This is a genomic window from Brevibacillus sp. B_LB10_24, from assembly GCF_046036945.1.
Classification (GTDB): Bacteria; Bacillota; Bacilli; order Brevibacillales; family Brevibacillaceae; genus Brevibacillus_C.
In genome coordinates, this window is record NZ_JBJQOQ010000018.1 from 70036 (window position 1) to 91773 (window position 21738).

At 55.3% G+C, this 21738-nt stretch carries 18 protein-coding genes; 3 read left to right on the forward strand and 15 right to left on the reverse strand.

All coding sequences use genetic code 11. The features are described from left to right. Window positions 1-27: 27 nt before the first annotated feature. From ACI7RC_RS16750 to ACI7RC_RS16760, 3 genes are all read right to left on the reverse strand, one after another. The gene (locus ACI7RC_RS16750; RefSeq protein ID WP_408109364.1) at window positions 28-2121 is read right to left on the reverse strand and encodes an ABC transporter ATP-binding protein; all 2094 of its coding nucleotides are present in this window, start codon (window positions 2119-2121) and stop codon (window positions 28-30) included. Further along, window positions 2118-3881, reverse strand: coding sequence for an ABC transporter ATP-binding protein (locus tag ACI7RC_RS16755; RefSeq protein WP_408109365.1), 1764 nt, complete (start codon window positions 3879-3881; stop codon window positions 2118-2120). The genes ACI7RC_RS16750 and ACI7RC_RS16755 overlap by 4 nt, the downstream gene beginning before the upstream one ends. Before the next feature lie 105 nt (window positions 3882-3986). Beyond that, the gene (locus ACI7RC_RS16760) at window positions 3987-4514 is read right to left on the reverse strand and encodes a superoxide dismutase family protein (protein WP_408109366.1); all 528 of its coding nucleotides are present in this window, start codon (window positions 4512-4514) and stop codon (window positions 3987-3989) included. A gap of 375 nt (window positions 4515-4889) precedes the next feature. Here ACI7RC_RS16760 and ACI7RC_RS16765 point away from each other — a divergent pair, with 375 nt between their 5' ends. The 3 genes from ACI7RC_RS16765 to ACI7RC_RS16775 all read left to right on the forward strand — a co-directional run bounded on the left by ACI7RC_RS16765 (window position 4890) and on the right by ACI7RC_RS16775 (window position 8850). Continuing rightward, window positions 4890-6248, forward strand: coding sequence for an Nramp family divalent metal transporter (locus ACI7RC_RS16765; protein WP_408109367.1), 1359 nt, complete (start codon window positions 4890-4892; stop codon window positions 6246-6248). A 140-nt stretch (window positions 6249-6388) separates the two neighbouring features. Continuing rightward, the gene (locus ACI7RC_RS16770) at window positions 6389-6715 is read left to right on the forward strand and encodes an ArsR/SmtB family transcription factor (protein ID WP_408109368.1); all 327 of its coding nucleotides are present in this window, start codon (window positions 6389-6391) and stop codon (window positions 6713-6715) included. Window positions 6716-6732: 17 nt separating this feature from the next. Next, entirely contained in the window at window positions 6733-8850 is a 2118-nt protein-coding gene (locus ACI7RC_RS16775) for a heavy metal translocating P-type ATPase (RefSeq protein ID WP_408109369.1), read from the forward strand. A 14-nt stretch (window positions 8851-8864) separates the two neighbouring features. Here ACI7RC_RS16775 and ACI7RC_RS16780 read toward each other — a convergent pair whose 3' ends face one another. The 12 genes from ACI7RC_RS16780 to ACI7RC_RS16835 form a co-directional block, all read right to left on the reverse strand. Continuing rightward, window positions 8865-10874 carry a bifunctional diguanylate cyclase/phosphodiesterase gene (locus ACI7RC_RS16780; protein WP_408109370.1) on the reverse strand — a complete coding sequence of 670 codons (2010 nt, stop codon included), beginning with the start codon at window positions 10872-10874 and terminating at the stop codon, window positions 8865-8867. A 281-nt stretch (window positions 10875-11155) separates the two neighbouring features. Continuing rightward, window positions 11156-12586 (reverse strand): NAD-dependent succinate-semialdehyde dehydrogenase, encoded by a 1431-nt coding sequence (locus ACI7RC_RS16785; RefSeq protein ID WP_408109371.1) that lies wholly within the window; start codon window positions 12584-12586, stop codon window positions 11156-11158. 27 nt (window positions 12587-12613) lie between these two features. Then, entirely contained in the window at window positions 12614-13360 is a 747-nt protein-coding gene (locus ACI7RC_RS16790; RefSeq protein WP_408109372.1) for an SDR family NAD(P)-dependent oxidoreductase, read from the reverse strand. A gap of 22 nt (window positions 13361-13382) precedes the next feature. Then, the gene (nfsA, locus tag ACI7RC_RS16795) at window positions 13383-14141 is read right to left on the reverse strand and encodes an oxygen-insensitive NADPH nitroreductase (RefSeq protein ID WP_408109373.1); all 759 of its coding nucleotides are present in this window, start codon (window positions 14139-14141) and stop codon (window positions 13383-13385) included. Between the two features lie 19 nt (window positions 14142-14160). Next, window positions 14161-15168 carry a zinc-dependent alcohol dehydrogenase gene (locus ACI7RC_RS16800; protein ID WP_408109374.1) on the reverse strand — a complete coding sequence of 336 codons (1008 nt, stop codon included), beginning with the start codon at window positions 15166-15168 and terminating at the stop codon, window positions 14161-14163. 5 nt (window positions 15169-15173) lie between these two features. Beyond that, a complete protein-coding gene (locus ACI7RC_RS16805) occupies window positions 15174-15878 on the reverse strand; it encodes an ABC transporter ATP-binding protein (RefSeq protein ID WP_408109375.1) in 705 nt (234 codons plus the stop codon). Then, entirely contained in the window at window positions 15871-16593 is a 723-nt protein-coding gene (locus ACI7RC_RS16810; RefSeq protein ID WP_408109376.1) for an ABC transporter ATP-binding protein, read from the reverse strand. The genes ACI7RC_RS16805 and ACI7RC_RS16810 overlap by 8 nt, the downstream gene beginning before the upstream one ends. Continuing rightward, window positions 16577-17611 carry a branched-chain amino acid ABC transporter permease gene (locus ACI7RC_RS16815; protein WP_408109377.1) on the reverse strand — a complete coding sequence of 345 codons (1035 nt, stop codon included), beginning with the start codon at window positions 17609-17611 and terminating at the stop codon, window positions 16577-16579. The genes ACI7RC_RS16810 and ACI7RC_RS16815 overlap by 17 nt, the downstream gene beginning before the upstream one ends. After that, entirely contained in the window at window positions 17608-18495 is an 888-nt protein-coding gene (locus ACI7RC_RS16820; RefSeq protein WP_408109378.1) for a branched-chain amino acid ABC transporter permease, read from the reverse strand. The genes ACI7RC_RS16815 and ACI7RC_RS16820 overlap by 4 nt, the downstream gene beginning before the upstream one ends. A 27-nt stretch (window positions 18496-18522) precedes the next feature. Beyond that, the gene (locus tag ACI7RC_RS16825; RefSeq protein WP_408109379.1) at window positions 18523-19773 is read right to left on the reverse strand and encodes an ABC transporter substrate-binding protein; all 1251 of its coding nucleotides are present in this window, start codon (window positions 19771-19773) and stop codon (window positions 18523-18525) included. A 37-nt stretch (window positions 19774-19810) separates the two neighbouring features. Then, window positions 19811-20569, reverse strand: coding sequence for a glucose 1-dehydrogenase (locus tag ACI7RC_RS16830; RefSeq protein WP_408109380.1), 759 nt, complete (start codon window positions 20567-20569; stop codon window positions 19811-19813). A 10-nt stretch (window positions 20570-20579) separates the two neighbouring features. Next, window positions 20580-21731 carry an iron-containing alcohol dehydrogenase gene (locus ACI7RC_RS16835; protein WP_408109381.1) on the reverse strand — a complete coding sequence of 384 codons (1152 nt, stop codon included), beginning with the start codon at window positions 21729-21731 and terminating at the stop codon, window positions 20580-20582. Window positions 21732-21738 lie beyond the last annotated feature (7 nt).

The following is a 21738-nucleotide window of genomic DNA, read 5'->3' on the forward strand; positions in this document are numbered from 1 at the left end:
ACCCTCTCGCAGCGTCAGGGTCAAATTCTACAATACATCTACCTTGCCAGCCTGCTGCCCTTGCTGAAGCTGGTACATTTTCTGATACAAGCCGCCTTGCTTCATCAACTCATCATGCGTCCCCCGCTCCACGATCTCGCCCCGCGACAGCACGAGGATGAGATCGGCATGCTGGATCGTCGACAGGCGGTGGGCGATCATGAATGTCGTCCGTCCCTGTGACAGCACATGCAGAGCTTCCTGGATCGCCGATTCCGTCTCGCTGTCGATGCTGGCTGTCGCCTCGTCGAGAATCAGGATCGCCGGGTTGGCGGCAAGCGCCCGGGCGAAGGAAAGAAGCTGGCGCTGTCCGGAAGAAAGCGTCGAACCCCGCTCCGCGATGACATGGCTGTAGCCGCCCGGCAGCTGGCGGATAAACTGGTCAGCCTTGACTGCCTCCGCCGCCCGCCTTACCGCATCGTCACTGATCGCCTCGTTGAAAAGGCGAATGTTGAAAGAGACATCGCCCGAGAACAAATACGGATCCTGCAGGACGAGTCCGATGTGCTTGCGCAGTTCACCCGGAGCCATGCTCTGGATGTCTGTGCCATCGACAGTAATGCGGCCGCGATGGATCCCGTAAAAGCCTAGCAGCAGATTCATGATCGAGCTTTTGCCGGAACCGGTATGGCCGACGAGCGCCACGGTTTGGCCCGGCTCTGCGGCAAAGGAGACGTCCTTCAGCACATACTGCTCCTCTTGGTATGCAAACCAGACATTTTCGAAAACCACCCTGCCCTGCGGCCTTGGCACGGGCAGTCCGCCCGTCTCCCCTGCTCCCGGCGTATCCAACACCTCGAACACCCGTTCAGCAGAGGCGGCGGCCTGCTGCAATTGCGAAAGCCGCGACATGATCATGTTGATCGGCTCAAAAAACCGCTCAATATACATAATAAAAGCGTACAACACCCCAAACGAGACAGCGCCCCGAAGAGAAGCGGCGCCAAAGTACCAGATCGCCAGCGTCAGGGCAAGGTAGTACAGCACGTCAACCGCCGGACGCAGGAAAAACGCCTCCAACACGTTTTCCCGCATCCGTCCCTGGAAGTAGCCTTGATTGTGCCGGGCAAACTCTTCCGCTGCACTCTCCTCCCGCCGAAACGCTTGAACAATCGCCATGTTTTGAATCATCTCGTTAACGGTCGTATTCATCTCCGCCAATCTGCTGCGGATGACGGCAAAGGCTCGCGAGCTGTAGCGGCGATACAGGACGACCAGCGCGATAATAAATGGCAGGATGAGGCAAAAACCGAGCGCCAGGACAGGCTGCAGCAAAAACAGCGCGATCAGGATGCCGAGAAGGAAGACCCCGTTTTGCACGAACGTCGCCAAGACGCTGACATACAGCTCGCGCACTGCCTCTGTGTCGTTGCTGACGCGAGAAACGAGCTGGCCCACCGGCGTCCGGTCAAAATAGGCGATCGGCAGCTTTTGCAGATGAGTAAAAATCTCCATTCGCATGCTCTGAATAATCCGCTGTGCCGTCGTCTGCAGCGAGAGCAGCTGGAAGTACTGAAGCGCCGCCGACAAAAAGATGAGAGCGGCGTATCCCCCGGAAATCCACAACAGCGGAGCCACGTCATAAGCATACAACTGCATGACTTCCTGGCCGCTCAACCTGACGGCCGGAAGCCGCTCCTCTGCTCCTGGGCGCTCGGTGACCAGAAGGACATTCCTCCCGTCAGCATCCCCTGCGGGCGGAGCAACCGTATATTCCCGATCGGATGCGAGCGTCCCGTCCACCAGGTAGTAATTCGTCCCTTTTGTCAGTATTTGGTTTTTCCTGCCGAGAGCTGCCAGCCCTTGCTGTTGATCCTGCGGCAGCCAATCTTCCCGAATCAGATAGAAGTCATTGATCTGGACGTGATTGATCCCTTGTTCTACGGCCGGCGGCAGTGAATCATAGTGGTACCACGGTTTTTGAATGCCGAGAATGTGGCTGTCGATGGCCGCCTTGGCCAGAAACGGGCCGGCCAGTTCCGCACCGGTGCCGAGGATCAGCAGCAGCAAGGCCCACCATATCCGCCGCTGAAACGGTTTGGCATATCCGACAAGCCTTCGCCAGACTCTCTTCCCATTCATCCGCCGATACCCCTCTCCCATTCGCTCACTTGATCTTCCATCTGCTGACGCCGGTACTGCTGCGCATACCAGCCCCCCAGCCTCATTAAATCTTCATGGGTACCGCGCTCCACGATCCTTCCTTCGTCCAGGACGATGATTTGATCGGCGTGCATGACAGCTGACAGGCGGTGGGCTGTGATGATGGTCGTCTTGCCGGCCCGCGACTCGCGCAGATACATAAGGATCCGCTCCTCCGTCCGGGCGTCCACCGCGGAGAGGGAATCGTCCATGATCAAAATCTCCGGATGTAAGAGCAGCGCCCGGGCAATCGAGATGCGCTGCTTTTGTCCGCCGGAGAGCATCACGCCTTTTTCCCCGACGAGCGTGTGAATCCCATCGGGCAGGTAGGCGATGTCGCTTGCCAGTTCCGCTTGCCGCAATGCCTGCCAGACTTCCTCGTCTGTCGCATCCGGTTTGCCGAAAGCCACGTTTTCCCGAATCGATCGCGAGAAGAGCAGGTGCTCCTGCGGTACGTAGGCAATCATCCCCCGCAGCGCGGCAAGTTTGATGTTCTCTATCGGTCTCTCCGAAAAAAACAAACAGTCAGGCTCCAGCGGGTACTGGTGCAGCAGCAGGCGGCAAAGCGTGGACTTGCCGCTGCCGGTTCGCCCCACGACGCCCAGCGTTTCCCCCCGGCGCAGAGAAAAGGATACTTCCTGCAGCGCAGGTCTTTCTGCCCCCGGGTAGACGAACATCAGTTTCTCCGCGCGGATGCCTCCCGCAGCCAGGTCTCCATCTGCATCGGCAAAATCCGCCACCTCAGGCTGTTCGTCAAACAGCTCCTGGAGACGTTTGTGGGAAGCTCCCCCGCGCTGAATGATGTTGATCATCCAGCCAAACGCAAACATCGGCCAGATCAACAATCCCAGGTACAAGTTGAACGCGACCAAATCTCCCAAGGAAATTTGGCTGTGAAACACCAGCAGCGAACCATAACCTAGCCCGATTAAAAAGCTGAACCCGATAATCACCGTGATCGTCGGTTCGAACAGCGCGTCTATTCGGGCGACGCTCACATTGCGCTGCAGCGTTTCTTCGCTGACCCTGCGGAAGGCCTCAACATCTTGCCGCTCCTGAACGAAGGAACGCAACACCCTGACTCCGCTGACAGATTCCTGCACGTAATCGTTCATCTTGCCGAACGCCTCCTGTGCAGCGTAAAACCGTTCGTGCAGCAGTTTGCCGTAAAAGGCCGTCGCCCAGGCCAAAAACGGCATCGGCAGCAGAGCAGCCAAGGTCAGCTTCCAATCAATCATGATCAGCATGGTAGAAAAAGTAAGAATCGTCATAAAAAGCGAGTCAGCCAGCGTCAGTACGCCATCGCCCGCCGTCATTTCAATCGCCGGAATATCGTTCGTAGCAACCGCCATCAAGTCGCCCGTCCGACGCCGCTGGTAAAACGACGGCGTCATCCTGGTCAAGTGCTCAAACAGCCTTTTGCGCAGGGTCACTCCCAGCGTAAGCGATCCGCCGTACAGCAGATAGCGCCACAAGAAACGCAGGCCGTACATCAAAACGCCAAGTCCTGCCAGGATGCCGACGGCCATTCCCAGGGAATGCGAATCAAGTGCGGAAGTCCGCATGCGATCCACGGTCTCGCCGATCAGCCGCGGCGGCCAAAGCATCAAAAGATCGATCGTGAACAAGATGAGTATGCCAAAACTGTATCGTTTCCAGTACTTGCGGAAAAACCAACCCAACTGGCGCAAAGTGTCCACAACCGACCCACCCTTTCAAATAAGAAAAGGGTTGCGCATCGCACACCCTTCTGTAGTCACTTCCCATCGTAGTTTATGAAATTTTTCTTGTCAATCAGGTTCTTTTTATTCAGCTATGACGCCGCCCGCAATCCTGTCGCCGGAATTTCCGGCCGGATCCGTTTTTCCATCGTCTTCACCGGCGTGGATAATGATCGACTTGCCCAACAGGGAGTTCTTCTCCCCTTTTTTCAAGGTGGCGTTGTTCAGCATCACTTCCGTCTCGACGGTTCCATCCGGCTTGACGATCAAATTGGGCATGTCCCCCAGATGATGTCCCTCCGGGTTGTCAAATCCATGCTTTTTGCCGTCCGGGTTAAAATGCAGGCCGGCCGCCTTGAAATCCTGCCCTTGAAATGACGACTCGTGGATGTGGAAGCCGTGTTTTCCCGGGGGAAGCTGGCTGGCCTTGATGCGAAGCTTCACTCCGCTGCCCTCTTCCGCCAGTGTCGCCGTGCCGATTTTTTCTCCTTTGGCGTTGACGATTTGCACGTCAGGCATCTCGCGTATGACAGGTTGCGTCTTTCCGGCAATCATCCAGGCCCCGGCACCGACGAGCAGGGCTGCTGCAGCAAGTGTCCAGATTTTTTTCATCCTTCTATATCCTCCTACATGAATATGCTGATTCATTACAGTTATTAACAAAGATGATCAGCTTTAAAACAATCAGCTTGCCCCGTTGCACACTTCTTTTGCAGGAGAAATATTGCACCGCAAAAAAAATGTTGCACTCAGGCAAACATCTTGGATATAATTTGCTTAAAGGGTGGCCTGGCGCCAAAAAGTTTCCCATATCAAAACTTTTATTTCCAACACAACTTTTATGTAGAAGGCATAAGATTATAGCGTACCGCAAATCTAAATATCCAATATCTGGATGAGATGAAAGAAAGCCCTTGAATGAGCTCCAGGGTATTCAAGTGGAGGTCTATTTAAAATAGAACATGTACTGTAGAGAAGGGTGAAAACATGAACAGTCAAGTGGAGCAAATAGCTGAAAATACCGGTTGGCTGCGGCGCAGTTCCAATGTGAGCTTGGAGGAGGTAAATAATTCCGTTAAAGTTCCGAGCAAAGCCGGCGCTTGGAGAAAATTTTTAGCCTTTGCCGGGCCCGGGTCGCTTGTCGCTGTAGGTTATGTTGACCCTGGAAACTGGGCGACATCGATCGCCGGCGGAGCACGTTTTGGCTATACCTTATTGTCCGTCATTCTCATTTCTAATTTAATTGCGATGCTGCTGCAGTCATTAGCGGCAAAATTAGGAATTGTGACAGGCAGGGACTTAGCCCAGGCTACCAGAGATGCAGTTGGCAAGAAAACCTCTTTTGTTCTGTGGATATTAACAGAACTTGCGATTATTGCGACGGATTTAGCTGAGGTTATCGGGTCTGCGATCGCGCTAAATTTACTATTTGGCATCCCGCTGCTATTAGGTATCCTGATCACAACGCTAGATGTGCTGCTGTTGCTGCTTTTACAGAAAAAAGGATTTCGAATTATCGAATCCATCATTATCGTATTAATGGCAACAATATTTATCGTGTTTGTCTTTGAAGTGATCGTTTCAAAACCGGAAGTATCGGCACTGTTTGGCGGTTATGTCCCCAGCTTTGAAATTGTGACAAACCCGGAAATGCTGTTTATTTCTTTAGGGATTTTGGGAGCTACCGTCATGCCGCACAACCTTTATCTGCATTCCTCGATCGTGCAAACCAGGCAATACAAACGCACTACGGAAGGACGAAAAGAAGCCTTAAAATACTCTGTAATCGATTCGAATCTGTCATTGACGTTTGCGTTCCTGATCAACTCTGCCATTCTGATCCTGGGTGCAGCCGCTTTTCACGGAACCGGATTGGATGTTTCGGAAATTGAGGCAGCCTATGAGCTATTAAGCCCAACGGTAGGCGTGGGCATAGCAAGCACACTGTTTGCCATTGCCCTGCTTGCCTCCGGCCAAAACTCGACGATTACCGGAACATTGACAGGACAGATTGTCATGGAAGGATTTTTACACTTACGGATTTCTCCTTGGCTTCGCCGGATTATCACTCGGCTGATTGCGGTTGTGCCTGCCTTTATCGTCACGTGGATTGCCGGATCGAGAGGAACGGGAGAACTGCTCTTATGGAGCCAGGTTGTACTCAGCTTGCAACTTCCCTTTGCTGTTATTCCGCTGGTATTGTTCACAAGTGACAAAAAGAAAATGGGGGAATTTGCAAACCGTACATGGGTTAAGGTATTAGCGTGGCTTTCCACCGTAGTTATATTGGCTTTAAACGTATTCTTGGTCGCCTACATCATCGTAACTGGACATGATTTAGGGTAACAGCCTAAAATGCCGTACGGCCAATCTATTGGGTACAATAAAGTAAACCGGGACTGTTTCTAGGCAGTCCCCCCTTGCTTCTTTTCTTTTTTTGACTTAATATATGAGCATATGAACATATTTACACTTTGGAGGTTCTTATGGATCATAAAGAGAATGAACGAACCCTTCCATGTGAGGAACTGGACGACGAAACACTTTTTATGGTTTCCCAAACATTTAAAGCCTTATCCGATACGACCCGCATACGAATCTTGCACCTGTTGGCCCAGAGAGAGTGCTCAGTCAACGAGATCGCCGAGGAATTGTCGCTGCTTCAGTCGACGGTATCCCACCAACTTCGCTTTTTAAAGAACCTTCGTCTGGTCAAATTTCGGCGGGCCGGCACTACGCTGTACTACTCCCAGGATGACCAACACGTAATGGATCTGTTGGCCCAGGCGATTCACCACGCCTGCCACGATTAGGTTAGGAGGCAACGGCAATGGAAGAATACCGTATCAAGGGCCTTTCGTGTGCGCATTGTACCCAGGGTCTCGAAGAACAAATCCGCAAGTTGAAACACGGCCAAAGCGCCAAATTAAGCTACAACACCGGAAAATTGACGGTAGATGGCAAGGTGGAGCTGGAGCAGGTCGAAAAAATCCTGCGGACAGAAGGCGCCTATATCGAAAAAGCGGGACATGACCACTCCGGAGCGGAACACGGCCATGAGCATGACCACACCCATGGGGGCGCAAAATTGAAATACCTGTTGATTGCCTCTGCCGTAGTCTACCTTTTGGCGCTGCTGCTACAGGATCGGGCGAGCGACATCGCCGTCATCAGCATGTACCTGTTTGCCATGGCGATCAGCGGCTATACGACCTTTATCAAAGGGGTAAAAAATCTCTTCCGCTTCCAATTCACGATCGATACGTTGATGACGATCGCCCTCGTCGGCGCGGTTGGCATCGGGGAATGGAAAGAGGCAACGCTCGTCGCCATTCTGTTCGGTCTTAACGAGCTGTTGGAAGGATACGGGATGGAAAAGGCCCGCCGTTCCATGGAAAGCCTGCTGCAGATTGCTCCTAAGGAAGCGACTTTGATCCAAAACGGTACAGAGACGGTGGTACCGATCGCCTCGCTGGCAGCGGGCGACGTCGTGCTCGTACGGTCTGGGGAGAAGATCCCGTCAGACGGCATTGTCATCGAGGGGAAAAGCTCGGTCAACGAGGCGGCCATCACCGGTGAATCACTGCCAATCGAGAAGGCAGCCGGCGAGCCGGTCTTTGGCGGCAGCCTGAATAACGAGGGAGTGCTCAAAGTCCGGATTGAAAAAGCGTACGAGGATTCATCCCTGGCCAAAATCCTTCACCTGGTGGAAGAAGCCCAGGAGACGAAGACGCCCCTTGAGTTGTTTATCAACCGATTTGCCAAGTACTACACTCCCTTGATCATTCTCGTGGCAATCCTGGTCATCTTTATTCCGCCGCTGTTCTTGCAGGGGGGATGGCATGAGTGGCTTTATCAAGGGCTGGCCGTCCTGATCGTCGGGTGTCCATGCGCGCTGATCCTCTCTTCTCCGATCGCGATCGTCTCCGGGATTACCCGTAACGCTCGCAATGGCATTCTGATTAAAGGCGGCGTCTTCCTGGAGCAATTGGGCCGGATCGACACCATCGCCTTTGACAAGACCGGCACTTTGACCAGAGGTGAGCCCCACGTCGAAAAAACGCTCGTCTACGACGACCAGCGTTTCTACGAGACCGCCGCCGCCATTGAGAAATCCTCCTCTCACCCGCTGGCAAAGGCGATCATGCGCGAGATCGAGCAAAGAGGAATCTCCGCCATCGATCCCGACGAGATCGAGACGGTGTCAGGCAGAGGGGTCCGGGCCAGGATCAACGGGGAGGTCTTCTGGGCCGGCAATGAGCAAAGCATCTCCCACATCCCTATCCCGGAAGAGATCCGGCAGGACATCGACCGGTTAAAAGAAGACGGACTGACCCTGGTTTTGGTTGCTGACAGCCAATCTGTCCTGGGACTCTTCGGGATCGCCGATCAGATTCGCGACGAGAGCCGGGAAGTCATTGCCGCCCTCCATCGTCTGGGTGTCCGCCATACGGTCATGCTCACCGGCGATCACCAAAAAACAGCGGCCAAAACCGCCAAGGCAGTAGGAATCTCGCAGTATTACAGCAGCCTGCTGCCGGATGAAAAAGTCGAAAAAATCAAGGACCTGGCCAGCCAGGGAAATGTAGCAATGGTCGGGGACGGCATCAACGACGCTCCAGCGCTTGCTTCCGCCCAGCTCGGGATCGCCATGGGCAAAGGGACGGACAGTGCCATCGAGACGGCTGATATCGTGCTGATGCAGGACCATCTCGGCAAGCTGCCGGAAGCCGTCTCCATCGCCAAACAGGTGAACCGGATCATCAAAGGCAACATCGCGATTGCCTTGGGATTAAAAATCATTGCCCTGCTCTTGACCATCCCCGGTCTGCTGACGCTCTGGATCGCCATTCTGTCCGACATGGGCGCGACGATCCTGGTTACGCTGATCAGCCTGACGATCTTGCTGGAGAGGAAACCCTCTCCTGCCTCCCGTTCCTCCCTGTGAGGGACGGGACTTTTTTATACCACCTGACAAACCAGCCACGTTTCGATCTCCGAAGGCTCCATCGGCTTTCCATAGTAAAAACCTTGCATGATGTTGCAGCCTGAGGTGCGTAAAAACTGAATCTGGTCTTCGCTCTCTACTCCTTCGGCGACCAGCTCCAACTCCAATTGGGAGGCCATCGTAATGATCGCACGGGCTATTGCCCGCTTGGAAGGGGAATCCTGGTCGATCAAATGCCGATCGATTTTCAGGGTGTCGATCGGAATCTGGTCGATCGTTCCAAGCGAGGAGTAGCCTGAGCCGAAATCGTCCAGTGAAATGCGGACTCCCAATGCCTTCACTTCCTGAAGCTGTCGATTGATATCCGCAACGTCGTAGAGCACGATCGTTTCGGTAATCTCCAACTCCAGCAAAGCCGGAGAAAGGCCGGTAAGATTCAGCGCGTCACGGACCATGTTGAACAGATTTTGACTTTCGAATACGTGAACGGGCAGATTTACAGATACGGGCAGCTGCCGCAGCCCCTCATCCTTCCACGCCTTGTTCTGCCGGCATGCTTCTTCCAAAACCCAGCGCGTCATGGCATTGATTGCGCCTGTTTCCTCAGCGATCGGGATAAACTCCCCCGGGGCAATAATCCCTAGCTTGGGATGCCTCCACCGCATAAGCGCCTCCCAGCCGACCGGCTGGTCGATCGCGACGTTCCATTTAGGCTGATAAACCAAGTAAAATTCCCCGTGTTCCAGCGCTTTGCGAAGGTCTTTTTCCAGCTCCATCCGGCGGATCAGACGCTGATCCATGTCGGTGTCGAACAGGCGATACCTGTTTTTCCCAGAACCTTTCGCCGTGTACATGGCGGTGTCTGCCCTTTTCAGCAGTGTCCCGCGGTCCGATCCATGCAGCGGCGCCAAGCTGACCCCGACGCTGGCGGTGATGTATAGTTCGTTTCCCTCGAGGTGATAAGGTTTTTTGATCGTTTCCAGGATGCGCGATGCCAATTCCTCAGCCTGCTGCCGGCCGCACTCATTCGCCACGACGAGGAACTCGTCACCTCCCAAGCGGAACACCTGTTGTTTCTCATTCAAAAACAATTGCAGTCTCCTGCCCGCTTCCTGAACCAACAGGTCACCAATATCGTGACCTAACGTATCATTTATCGTCTTAAACTGGTCCAAATCGATAAACAGCACGGCAGCCTCTTTCGATTTTTCCACAACCTCGTCAAAATAGCGGTTCAATTCATACCGGTTGGGCAGTCCGGTCAGTTGATCGCGATAGGCCATTTTTTCCAGCACATGGCGATCAAAATACATCGCTCCCAGCGAGACCATCAAAATAAAAAAGGTGCTCACGGTCACGCCGGCCAACAACGCAGGATTGAATATTTCATCTGTCGGCGGTGCTTCCGGAACCGGAGGTACACACCAAAACTGCGAAGACTTCATCGCGGTGTAATGCATGCCGAAAATAGCCGTTCCCATCACAACCGCCGAGGTCCACTTCCACCAGCTGGAGGACGGTGTATGGCGAAACCGAAGAAACAGCAGCAGGGCCGAATACGAAGCGGCAAAGGCGATGAGCACCGAGAGGCACCAATAATACGAATCGTACACGACCTGCGCGGGCAGCTGCATCGCGCTCATCCCGGTGTAGTGCATCGCGACGATCCCGCTGGCCATAAAAAAACCGCCAATGCCGATGTTTTTCCATCCGACCTGCTTTGGCATCGTAATGTAAAAAGCGATGAAAGAAGCGACGATGCTGGCGAGCATAGACAAGACCGTTATCCCGATATCATAGTGAACCTTCACAGTAAGATGTAAGGCGAGCATGCCGACAAAATGCATCGACCAAACGCCGCTGCCCATCACACATGAACCGGCGATCAGCCACGTTATTTGAGACCTCCCCTGCGCCCGGGAAATCTTGCTCGCCAAATTTAACGCCGAGTACGAAGCCACTACCGCAATAACAAACGACAACAACACGATCCATTTATTGTAATATCCTTCAAGCAGGATCATAGTTTCTTCCCTTCTTGTTGAAACAACTTAGTTTACTAACACATATTTTCCAACATGTTTGCCGCTATTTCTCCCCTTGGCGGTCCTGTTTTTTTCTTTCGCGACAGGCCACTGCAGACCTACCTATTTCACCATGTTCAACTGAACAATTTCTGAACAAGAATCCCCCTAAAACTTATCTCTTTGTCATCATAACCCTGACACTTCGACGAGAGTCAGGTGATTCCTTTTTGCCCGCCAAAAAAAGACTTGAGCGCCGCACGCTCAAGTCATCCGTCCATTTAGATTTGAATCGAAACAAACTTCGTCTCAAGGAAATCATCCAACCCGTGCGGACCGCCTTCCCGGCCCATACCGCTCTCCTTCCAGCCGCCAAACGGCCCCTGAACAGTCGTCGGAACCGGATCGTTGCACCCTACCATTCCATACTCCAGCGCCTCGTACACCCGGATGGCCCGCCCCAGGTCACGGGTGTAAAAATAGGCCGCCAAGCCGTAATTTGTCTGGTTCGCCTTGGCGATGACCTCTTCTTCCGACTCGAACGAATAAATGGGGGCAACCGGTCCAAACGTCTCTTCCGTGGAAATCATCATCCCCTCTGAGACGTTTGCCAGGATGGTCGGCTTGTAGAATGTGCCCGCGCCAGGCTGGCACTTCTCCCCGCCGCTGATCAACCTGGCCCCTTTTGAAAGGGCGTCTTCTACATGTTCATGCACCTTGAGCAGCCCCTGCTCATCGATGACCGGACCGATGTCCGTCGTCTCCTCCAACCCGTTGCCGACGACCATGTTTTCTACCTTCGCCTTGAACAGGGCGGTGAACTCCTCCACTACCGGCGACTGCACATAGATGCGGTTGGCGCAGATACAAGTCTGCCCAGTGTTGCGAAACTTGTTGGCAATCGCTCCTTCGACCGCCTTTTCCAGATCGGCGTCGGCAAATACGATAAACGGGGCATGACCGCCCAGTTCCATCGACACCCGCTTTACCTGATCAGCGGCATCCCGCAAGAGCAGTTTGCCTACCTCTGTCGAGCCGGTGAACGTAATCTTGCGGATCTTGTGGTTGCCTAACAGCGCTTTGCCGATCTTGCCGGAGCTGCCCACGACGAGGTTGGCCACGCCATCCGGCAATCCGGCTTCCTGGGCAATCTCAAAGAGCATGGCGGCACAGCCCGGCGTTTGGGTAGCCGGCTTGAGCACCGCCGTGCAGCCGGCGGCAAGAGCCGGCGCCAGCTTGCGGGTGACCATCGACAGCGGAAAGTTCCACGGCGTAATCGCGGCGACCGGACCAACGGCCTGCCGGATGGTAAGAAGCCGCTTGTTGGCAAAGGATGACGGGATCGTCTCGCCGTACGTTCTTTTCGCCTCTTCCGCATTCCACTGTACGTAATCCGCCGCGCTTTGGACCTCGCCTCTCGCTTCGCGGATCGGCTTGCCCATCTCCAGCGTAATCGTCCGGGCCAGTTCTTCTTTCCGCTCCAGCATGAGCTGATACATCTTCATCAAGATGGCCGCGCGCTCCTTGGCAGGTGTTTGCGACCACTTGGGAAAGGCGTCCGCGGCCGCTTCTACAGCCAATTCGGCATCGCGATCGTCGCCATAAGCGACCCGCCAGACTGCTTCCCGCGTAGCCGGGTTGATGACCTCATACGAATCCCCTGACTGAGAGGACACCCATTTTCCGCCGATAAACAACTGGTAATTTTTCACATTGACCACCTCTTTATTTTTTCGCGATCAGGCCATGACCCAGCCGCCGTCCACGTTAAGCACGGCGCCTGTAATGTAGGCAGCCTTTTCGCTGATCAAAAACGCAGCTGCAGCGGCAATGTCCGCCGGAGTCCCAAACCTTCCGCTGGCGATTTGCGACAGGATCGCATCGTTCGCTCCCGTTCCTGCCGCCGCCATCATTTCCGTTTCAATCCGTCCTGGAGCGATCGCATTGACCGTGATTCCGTAGGGTGCCAGTTCCCCCGCAGCGGCCTTGGTCAACCCGATCAGTCCCGCCTTCGTGGCGGCGTAGTGCGAGCCCGAAACGGAAATGTAGCTTTTCGCCGCGATGGAAGAAATATTGACAATCCGCCCAAAATTCTGCTTGATCATGTAAGGGGATACTGCCCTGGTCAGGTGAAAAGCTCCGTTTAAATTCACCTCGACGACGCGCTGCCACTCGCGGGGATCCACCTCGTACACCGGAACCTTGCTCCCTGCCCTTTTGGGCGAAATGCCTGCGTTATTCACCAGGATGTCGACGCTCCCCAAGCTGTTTGCCGTCCGGGAGACAAACTCTGACACCGCTTGGTAATCGGCTATGTCACATACCTGCACAGAAGCGTTAGGCCCGATCTCCCGGGCCGTCTGAGCAGCCAAGCCTTCGTCTATGTCATTGATGACGACGTGAATTCCCAAGGACGCCAATTCTTTGGCGATCCCCTTGCCGATACCCCTGCCTCCGCCTGACACGATCGCGACCCGATTGTTCATCCATCCACCTCGACCTGTTCATTTACGTCAGATGAAACCCTTGCTTCGCAAGAAACTCCCTCATGTGCCCCCTCCGCTTTTCCGCCAAAAACTGGGCCATCGTCTTCGACCAGTTGCTCTGCTTGTTGTTGCCAGACCTCGATGAATAATATGCCTGCATCGTCTGGTCATATGCGTGAATAACCCCCTGGTAGTGCTCTTCCCCGTATTCATTCTCATGCAGGATCGCCTCAACAGGCAGCCGGGGCTTTACCTGATGGGTCTCTGCCGGCACTCCCAGGCACATCCCGAACAGCGGAAACACTTTGTCAGGCAGTCTGACAATCTCGCTGATCGGCCCCGGATTGTTGCGGACACCTCCGATGTAGCAGCCGCCGTATCCGAGTGATTCGGCAGCAGTCAGCGCATTTTGCGCCATGAGAGCCGTATCTACCACACCGACGATAAAATTTTCCACGGTGTCGTGCTGGATGCGGACGCCCTGTTTGGCCGCGGCGTATTCTGTCCGCTTCCAATCGACGCAAAACAGCAGAAAGACCGGGCAGTCGTTAACATGTCCCTGATTGTTGGCAAGCCTGGCGATCTGCTCTTTTTTGTCCCGATCCGTCACAAGGATGATCGAATACGCCTGAACGAAATTGGAAGAAGCCGCTCCCTGCGCCGCCTTGATAATTTCGAGCAAGTCAGAGCGCGGTATCGGATCTGTCGTATACTTGCGGATGGAACGGTGATTCTGCATCACTTTGATCGTCTCTGATAGCCCTTGCCCTTTTCTTTGCATCCCTTCTCCCCTCCCTTGTTCAGTTCCTCGCATCCAATACAGGCTTCAACACCTTTTGCTGCAAAGCATCCGCGAACGCTTGACCCGCCTGTGCAAGCGGATAGATTGAAACCATCTGCCGCAGCTGGGGTTCATACTGCTGCAAGATCCCAAAAGCCCGGGTATAATCGGCGGGGCGGCACCCGTAGCTGGTCAAAAGCTGCCATTCATTGCGGACGGCCCTGGTCAGAAAAAGCTCGACGCTCGCTTCGTACAAGGCGACAAACACCGCCCTTCCCCCTTTTTTCAGCGTTTCCAGACTCGCCTGTACGCCTTGGGGAGATCCGGAACACTCAAAGACGACGTCTGCTTTGTCCCTGATCCCGTCGGATTCACCCTCGACATGGGGGACCATTCCGAAGGTTGCGGCGTGGACCAGACGAGTCTCACGATCCTTCGGCAATCCGGCGACGATCACTTCGGCGCCGAGCGATCGGCAGACGATTCCCGTGAAAAAGCCGATGATGCCTGCCCCTTGTACGAGGATCCGCTCTCCCGCTCTCACCTTGCCAATCGCTTCCACGGCGTGGACGGCGATCGACATCGGTTCTGCCAGACTGGCCGCCAGATTGGACAGCGTAGCGGGGACTTCCCGGACAAAGCGGGAGCGGCACTTGACGTACCGGGCCATGCCGCCGTCAAAATGCAGCCCGATGACCTGCAGCCGCTCACATATATGGGTTCGTCCGCTGCGGCATGTCGGACACTCCCCGCAGTATTGAATCGATTCCACCGTCACACGCTTGTGCAGGAGGGAACCAGCCCCGCCTCCCCCCTCCACGACAACACCTGACAGCTCATGCCCGAGTATCCTCGGCCCCTGGACGAATTCGTATCCGGGCGCGTGGTTGTACGCGTGCAAATCGCTGCCGCAAACTCCGCAATAGTCTACGCGAATCAGCACCTCATCGGCGGACAGCTGCGGCTGTTCGACGCTCTTCACGACGATTTCGCCTTTTTGCCTGGTCTTCACTGCGGCTAACATCATCTCACCTACATTCCCAGGTACGCTCGTTTTAGATAGGGGTTGCCCAGCAGTTCAGCAGCGCTTCCCGCCAGGGCAATCCGCCCATTTTCCAGCACAAATCCCGCATTCGACAGCGCCAGCGAGTGTCCCACATTTTGTTCCACCAGCAAAATCGTGATGCCGGCGTCCCTGATTTTTTTCAACACCTCAAACAATTTCTGCACCATAATCGGCGCCAATCCCAAGGACAACTCATCGATCATCAGCAGCTTGGGGCTGCCCATCAAGCCCCGGGCGATCGCGCACATCTGCTGTTCACCGCCGCTCATCGACGCCGCCAGCTGCTTTTTTCGCTCCCGCAGGATCGGAAAAAACGTGTAGACCATCTCCAGATTCTTTTTAAAATCCCTTCTGGCCCGCTTGGAGTAAGCGCCGAGTTCCAGGTTTTCTTCGACCGACATGAACGAAAACAGCTTTCTTCCCTCCGGGACCTGAACGATCCCCAGCTCGACGATCTCGTGCGGATCCCTGCCCTGAATCTCTTCATTGCGGTAGATGATTTTCCCCGACGAGAGTTTTTCCAGACCGGAAATCGCATTGATCGTCGTCGATTTTCCCGCAGCATTGGCGCCCAGCAGCGCGACAATCTCCCCCTCGCCGATCTGCAGGCTGACATCCCAGAGCGCCTGTACGTCACCGTAAAACAGATTTGCCTTGTCTACTTTAAGCAAACGACACCGCCTCCCCCAGGTATGCTTCGATCACTTTGGGATTGCTGGTCACCTCGGCCGGCCTGCCCTCGGCGATTTTTTCACCGTGGTGAATCACGACAATCCGCTGGGACAGCTGCATGATGACCTCCATGATGTGTTCGATGATGATCAATGTCAGACCGTCCTTGGCCAAACTGCCGATCAGCGGGATGATCTCGTTGATCTCGCCGGGATTCAAGCCGGCCATGACCTCGTCGAGCAGCAGCAGCTCCGGTTGGGTGGCCAGCGCTTTGGCGACTTCCAGCCGCTTCTTGTCGGCGATCGTCAAGCTTTTGGCAACCGAGTCTCTCCGGTGAATCAGATCCACTCTTTCCAGGACGTATTCGGCGTACTCTTTCGCCTCTCTGGACTTTTGAATCCGGTTAAAGGCGCCAATTTTGACATTTTCCAGCACGCTGATATTGCCGAACGGCTTTACCACCTGGAATGTCCTGCCGATTCCTTTTTGGCAAATGAGATGGGCCTTCTGATTGGTGATCTCTTCCCCTTTAAAGCGGATCGAGCCGGAAGTGGCAGGCAATGCACCCGAGATCAGGTTGAACAGTGTGGTCTTGCCTGCTCCATTCGGTCCGATAATCCCGACGATCTCTTGTTTGCCAACCTCGAAACTGACCCCGTTCACAGCCGTAATCCCGCCAAACTGCTTGACAACCTGTTCAATTTGCAGAATCAACCTGCTCACCCCCCTTTTGCGTGCCGGGAATGGCCCGAGCCGGCTGAGAATCTCGATTCGCCCGCTTTTTGTCCAGCCAGCCTCGAAGCGTCGGCAGGATGCCATTGGGGATAAACGAGACGACGAGGATCAAGACAATTCCGTAGAGGAAGAAGTTCAACCCGTTCAACCCGGAAAAGGCCGATCGCAGCAGCTCGTTTAAGGGAATCATCAACACCGCGCCAAGGACCGGTCCGAATACCGTGCCCATGCCGCCGATAATCGAGATCAGGGCTACCTGAACGGAAAAGTTGACGTTAAACATAGCCTCCGGTTCGATAAACAAAATGTACTGGGCGTAAAATACCCCAGTGATGCCCGCCAGACCGGAGCTGATCAGCACGGCGTACAGCTTGTACCTTGAAATCGGGATTCCCAGCGCGTCAGCCGCTTCTTCATTCTCGCGGATCGCGATCAGGTAGGCGCCGATTTTCGAACGGTCAATCCAGTAGGTAACGGCGATGACCAGGCATAAGATGCCTAAGGCGATGTAGTAATACGGTTCCTTGCCCCGGAACATCAGGCTTGAAAAGCCGGCCTGGAACGGAATGTTGAGGCCCACCGCTCCGTTCGTCAGCTCCTTCCAGAAGGAGGCGACCAAGCGGATCACCTCTGAGAAGGCGAGCGTGGCGAGGGTAAAGAACGGCCCCTTCAGGCGAAAGCACGGGTAGCCGATGCAGGCCCCCACCAGCATGCACAACGCGAGGGCGGCACACATGCCAATCCACGGCGATACTCCCCAGGTCATGAACAGCAGGGTGGACGTGTAGGCGCCGAGGCCGAAGAAGATGGCATGGCCCAGCGAGAGCTGCCCGGCGTACCCCGCCAAAATATTCCATGATCCGCTGACAGCGGCGTAAAACAGGATCAGGATCAGGGTGTGCATGTAGAACTTGTTCGCGACGATCACGGGAATCAGCAGCGCGATGAGCAGGACCAAAAGCCAGAGCAGCATTGATTTGGATACCGCCCGTTTCATTTCAGCCCCACCTCCTCAGAACCTTTGCCCAGGCTGAACAGGCCGGAAGGGCGGAACAGCAGCACCAGGATGAAGATGGCGAAATAGACAGCCTCTTTTAGACCGGGCGAGATCCACACCCCGGCCAGCGCCTCGACCAGTCCGATCAGCAGGCCGCCGAGAAATGCCCCAAACATGCTCCCCATCCCGCCGAGCACGACGACGACAAAAGCGGTCAGCACAAACAAGGTGCCCACGGTGGGAAATACGTAGTAGATCGGCATCAATAGCGAGCCGGCAAGCCCGACCAGCCCGGAGCCGATGCCAAAGGCCAAAAGGTAAATTCGCTTTACGGGTATCCCCGCCAACGCTGCCGCCCTTTTTTCCATGGCGACGGCCCGGATCGCTTTCCCTGTCAAGGTGTATTTAAGGAACAGGAACAGGCCGAGCGAGATCAGCACTGCGACGAGAAAAGCGATCAGCCGCGGAACGCTGACGGCGACCTCGCCCATGCGGATGACGGTGGTCTGATAAGCCGTTTGGACTGTGCGGTAATCGGCGTTCCACATCATCAAGGCAAAGTTTTGCAAGGTGATGGAAAGGCCCAGAGTGGCAAAAATCTTCACCGTTGCCGAAGTGTCCAGGATGGGCTGGATGATCACCCGGTGCACCAGCCAGCCGAAGGCAAACAAAGCCAGCGCCACAACCGGCGCAGAGACGTAAGGGTCCAGCCCCCACGTACTGTAAAGCAAAAAGCTGATGTACATCGCGATCATCAAAAATTCCCCGTGCGCAAAATTGATGATTCTGACAACCCCCAAGATCAAATTAAGCCCCATGCTGATCAAGGCGTAGATCCCCCCAACGAGGATCCCGGAGATGACGACCTGCGCGAACTGTGTCAATCCAACCCCCTCCCTCGCATCTTTGTCCTATTGTCTTTCGCTCCATTTCGGCAACGGCAGCGTCACTTCTTTCAGCGCCGCTCCCTTCGGCCAGACGACGACCAGCTTCCCGTCGATCCACTGATGGACGTACGGCTGTCCCAATTTGTTCTGGCCCTTCTCGTCAAACTGGATGCCCCAGCCGGTCGCCGTTTTTCCCGGCTCCAACTTGTAATTCATCGCAGCCTCGCGAAGCTTGTCCGGGTCGATATCGCCCACCTGGTCAATCACGTCCAGGAGCACATTGGTCCCCATGAAGTTGGCCAGCGAGTGACCGGAGCGCGGCTCTTCCCCGTACGTGTCCTTGTACAGCTTGACAAAATCGTCCAGTCCGGGCGTGTACTCCTTGTTGATCTCATACTGCGGAAAGTCTACGTTCAAGATGCCGTCGACATCCTTGCCCAGCGCCTTTTGGAAATCGCTCATCGTATGTCCGCCGCCCGTCCCGATGAAGACAGGGACATCCAGCCCGAGCTCCTTGGCCTGCCGCCAGAACAGGATGGCGTCATTGAGGTACGATACGCCGATCAATACGTCCGGCTTCGCCTCTTTGACGTTGAGAACGACCGATGACAGATCGACCGACTTCAAGTTGTACGGCTGGATCGTGGCCAGCTTCAGATTGGCTTCCTCGGCGTACTTTTTGACAAATTCGGCTACTGTCGTACCATAGAGCGAGTCTTCATGCACGATCCCGATTCGCAGGTCGGATGGATTCTTCCCCAGCTTCTCGGCTACGACATCCTTGATGTAATCAATTTCGATCCTGGAGAAGTGGGAGGCAGGCGGATTTGTCCGCATGACGTACTTGTATCCCCGCTCCGTCACCTGGTCGGAGACAGCCCCCAGCTCCCAGTACAGCACGCCGTTTCGCTCCGTCACTTCGCTGGCAGCGAACGAGATGGAGCTCGAATAGGACCCCAGGATCAGCTTGACGCCTTTTTGGGTGATCAGCCGGTCCGCTTCGGCCTGTGCCGCATTCGCGTCGGGCGCATCGGTTTTGATCAATTCCACTGTTTTCCCTCCGGCTACTCCGCCATTCTGGTTGCGAAGCTTGACGGCCAGCTCGGCTCCGCGGTAGCTTTCGTCACCAAGCAGAGCCGAGGAACCGGTCAGAGGATACAGAGCGCCAATCTGCAGGACTTCCTTCTGCCCGCCGCCTCCTGCAGCGGGACTGCCTGAACAAGCGGTTGTGAAGGCGATCAAACCTGTAAGCAAGAACGACAGCCATCTTTTCACCAATGAACCCTCCTTTTTTTCACTGTGCAAAGCTGTTTTAGGCGCTGAGCCATCCGCCGTCCACATAAATGGTCTGTCCCGTTATGTAGTCGGATGCAGCCGACGCCAAAAAGATCGCCGCTCCCGCCAGATCCTGGTCTTCTCCCGTTCTCCCCAAGGGAATTCTGGAGAGGATCCAGTCTTTTCTCTGCTTGTCTTGAAATACCGGCTCGGTCAGGCGCGTTTTGTAATAGCCCGGTCCGATCGCATTTACCCGAATGCCGTCCCGGGCGAATTCGACTGCCATCGCTTTCGTTATCTGGGAAACTCCCCCCTTGCTGGCACCGTAAGCCGCCATATCCCGCAAACCGATTTCACTCGTCAGCGAAGCGATGTTGATAATCCGTCCCTGCTGCTCCCTTTGCATGTGGGGAATGACGATTTGGCTGGCTACCAGCACGCTCCGCAAATTGACGTCCATGACATACTCCCAATCATCCGCGGAAATCTCCAGAAAAGGCTTGCGGACGTTGACTCCGGCGGCATTTACCAAGATGTCCAGCTGCCCTTGTTCCTTGACCAGCCGGTGCACAAACCGCCTTAGGGCTTCCCTGTCACGCAAGTCCAGCGCCTGGCAAAACGGCTTGCGGGAAAACTCCGCAATTCTTTGGCAAACTTCTTCCAATTCACCGCCGGTCCGGCTGACGACGGCCACGTCCGCTCCGGCTTCGGCCAAGGCGAGGGCGATCCCCCTGCCCAAGCCTCTTCCGCCCCCTGTGACCAACGCTGTCTTCCCCGATAAATCAAACAGTCTCATGCCCCATCCCTCACAATGCTTGTTCGTAGAGCAAAATCAGGTCGTCCTGCGACACCTTGCGGGGATTGATCGGAATATTCCCGCTTTTCATCGCATCCCGGGCCATGTCCTGAATCCTGCCGCGATCCAGGTGAAAATCGGAAAACCGGGCGGGAATCCCGATGTCCCTGGACAGTTTTTGCACCGCTTCGACTGCTTTTCCGGCCTTCTCCATCAAGGTGAGGCCTGCCGTGTTCTCGCCCATATCTTCGGCGATATCGGCAAACAGCTCGGGAACGGCAAGCGCGTTGTACTCCATCACATGGGGGATCAAGATGGAGTTGGCTACGCCGTGCGGCACTCCGAACATAGCGCTGACCGGATGGCTCATCGCGTGACAGATCCCCAGGCGGGTATTGCTGAAGGCCAGCCCCGCCAGCAAGCTGCCCATCAGCATTTTATCCCGGGCCGCCAGCTGATCGCCGCCGTACACAGCCTGGCGCAAATGGCCGCTGATCAGCCGGATCGCTTCCCGGGCCAGTGCCCTGGACAGCGGGTAGGCCATTTTCGAGGTGTAGGACTCGATCGCGTGCACCAAAGCGTCCAATCCCGTCGAAGCGGTGATCTGCTTTGGCATCGATACCGTCATAAGCGGATCGACCAGCGCCCAGCGGGGCGCCAATTTATATCCCCCGACAGTCAGCTTGTACTGCCTGTCGACATCGGTAATGACGGTAAAAATGGTTACTTCGCTTGCCGTCCCCGCCGTAGTGGGGATGGCGATCAGCGGAAGGATCGGCTGGGTAAACGTGTCGATGCCTTCGTAATCGACAATGCTGCCCCCGTTGACAGCGAGCAAGCCTACCGCCTTGGCGACGTCGATGGCGCTGCCGCCGCCGATCGCCACCAGGACTTCCGCTTTCACCTCCTGCAGCGCCGCCAGTGCCCGCTCACAGGTAGCCACGGAAGGATTCGGCTCCACCTCGGCGTATACGGCGTACACAAGCCCCTCCAACTGCCGTTCCACATCCCGCAGCAGACCGGCTGCGACAATTCCCGGGTCGGTAATCACCAGGATCCGGTTATATCCTTGCCGGTCCAGGATCGGCCTCAGCTGCCGAGCAGCTTCAAAGCCGTAGATGATCTCCGTCGGATTTTTAAAACTGGAAAGGTGAAATTGCATCGTCACC

Coding starts and splice junctions, on each gene's coding strand:
- ACI7RC_RS16800 (WP_408109374.1), bottom strand. CDS start 15,168: ATGATGTTAGCCGCAGTGAAGACCAGGCAAAAAGGCGAAATCGTCGTG.
- ACI7RC_RS16775 (WP_408109369.1), top strand. CDS start 6,733: ATGGAAGAATACCGTATCAAGGGCCTTTCGTGTGCGCATTGTACCCAG.
- ACI7RC_RS16815 (WP_408109377.1), bottom strand. CDS start 17,611: ATGAAACGGGCGGTATCCAAATCAATGCTGCTCTGGCTTTTGGTCCTG.
- ACI7RC_RS16830 (WP_408109380.1), bottom strand. CDS start 20,569: ATGAGACTGTTTGATTTATCGGGGAAGACAGCGTTGGTCACAGGGGGC.
- ACI7RC_RS16790 (WP_408109372.1), bottom strand. CDS start 13,360: ATGAACAATCGGGTCGCGATCGTGTCAGGCGGAGGCAGGGGTATCGGC.
- ACI7RC_RS16780 (WP_408109370.1), bottom strand. CDS start 10,874: ATGATCCTGCTTGAAGGATATTACAATAAATGGATCGTGTTGTTGTCG.
- ACI7RC_RS16835 (WP_408109381.1), bottom strand. CDS start 21,731: ATGCAATTTCACCTTTCCAGTTTTAAAAATCCGACGGAGATCATCTAC.
- ACI7RC_RS16765 (WP_408109367.1), top strand. CDS start 4,890: ATGAACAGTCAAGTGGAGCAAATAGCTGAAAATACCGGTTGGCTGCGG.
- nfsA (WP_408109373.1), bottom strand. CDS start 14,141: ATGCAAAGAAAAGGGCAAGGGCTATCAGAGACGATCAAAGTGATGCAG.
- ACI7RC_RS16770 (WP_408109368.1), top strand. CDS start 6,389: ATGGATCATAAAGAGAATGAACGAACCCTTCCATGTGAGGAACTGGAC.
- ACI7RC_RS16750 (WP_408109364.1), bottom strand. CDS start 2,121: ATGAATGGGAAGAGAGTCTGGCGAAGGCTTGTCGGATATGCCAAACCG.
- ACI7RC_RS16760 (WP_408109366.1), bottom strand. CDS start 4,514: ATGAAAAAAATCTGGACACTTGCTGCAGCAGCCCTGCTCGTCGGTGCC.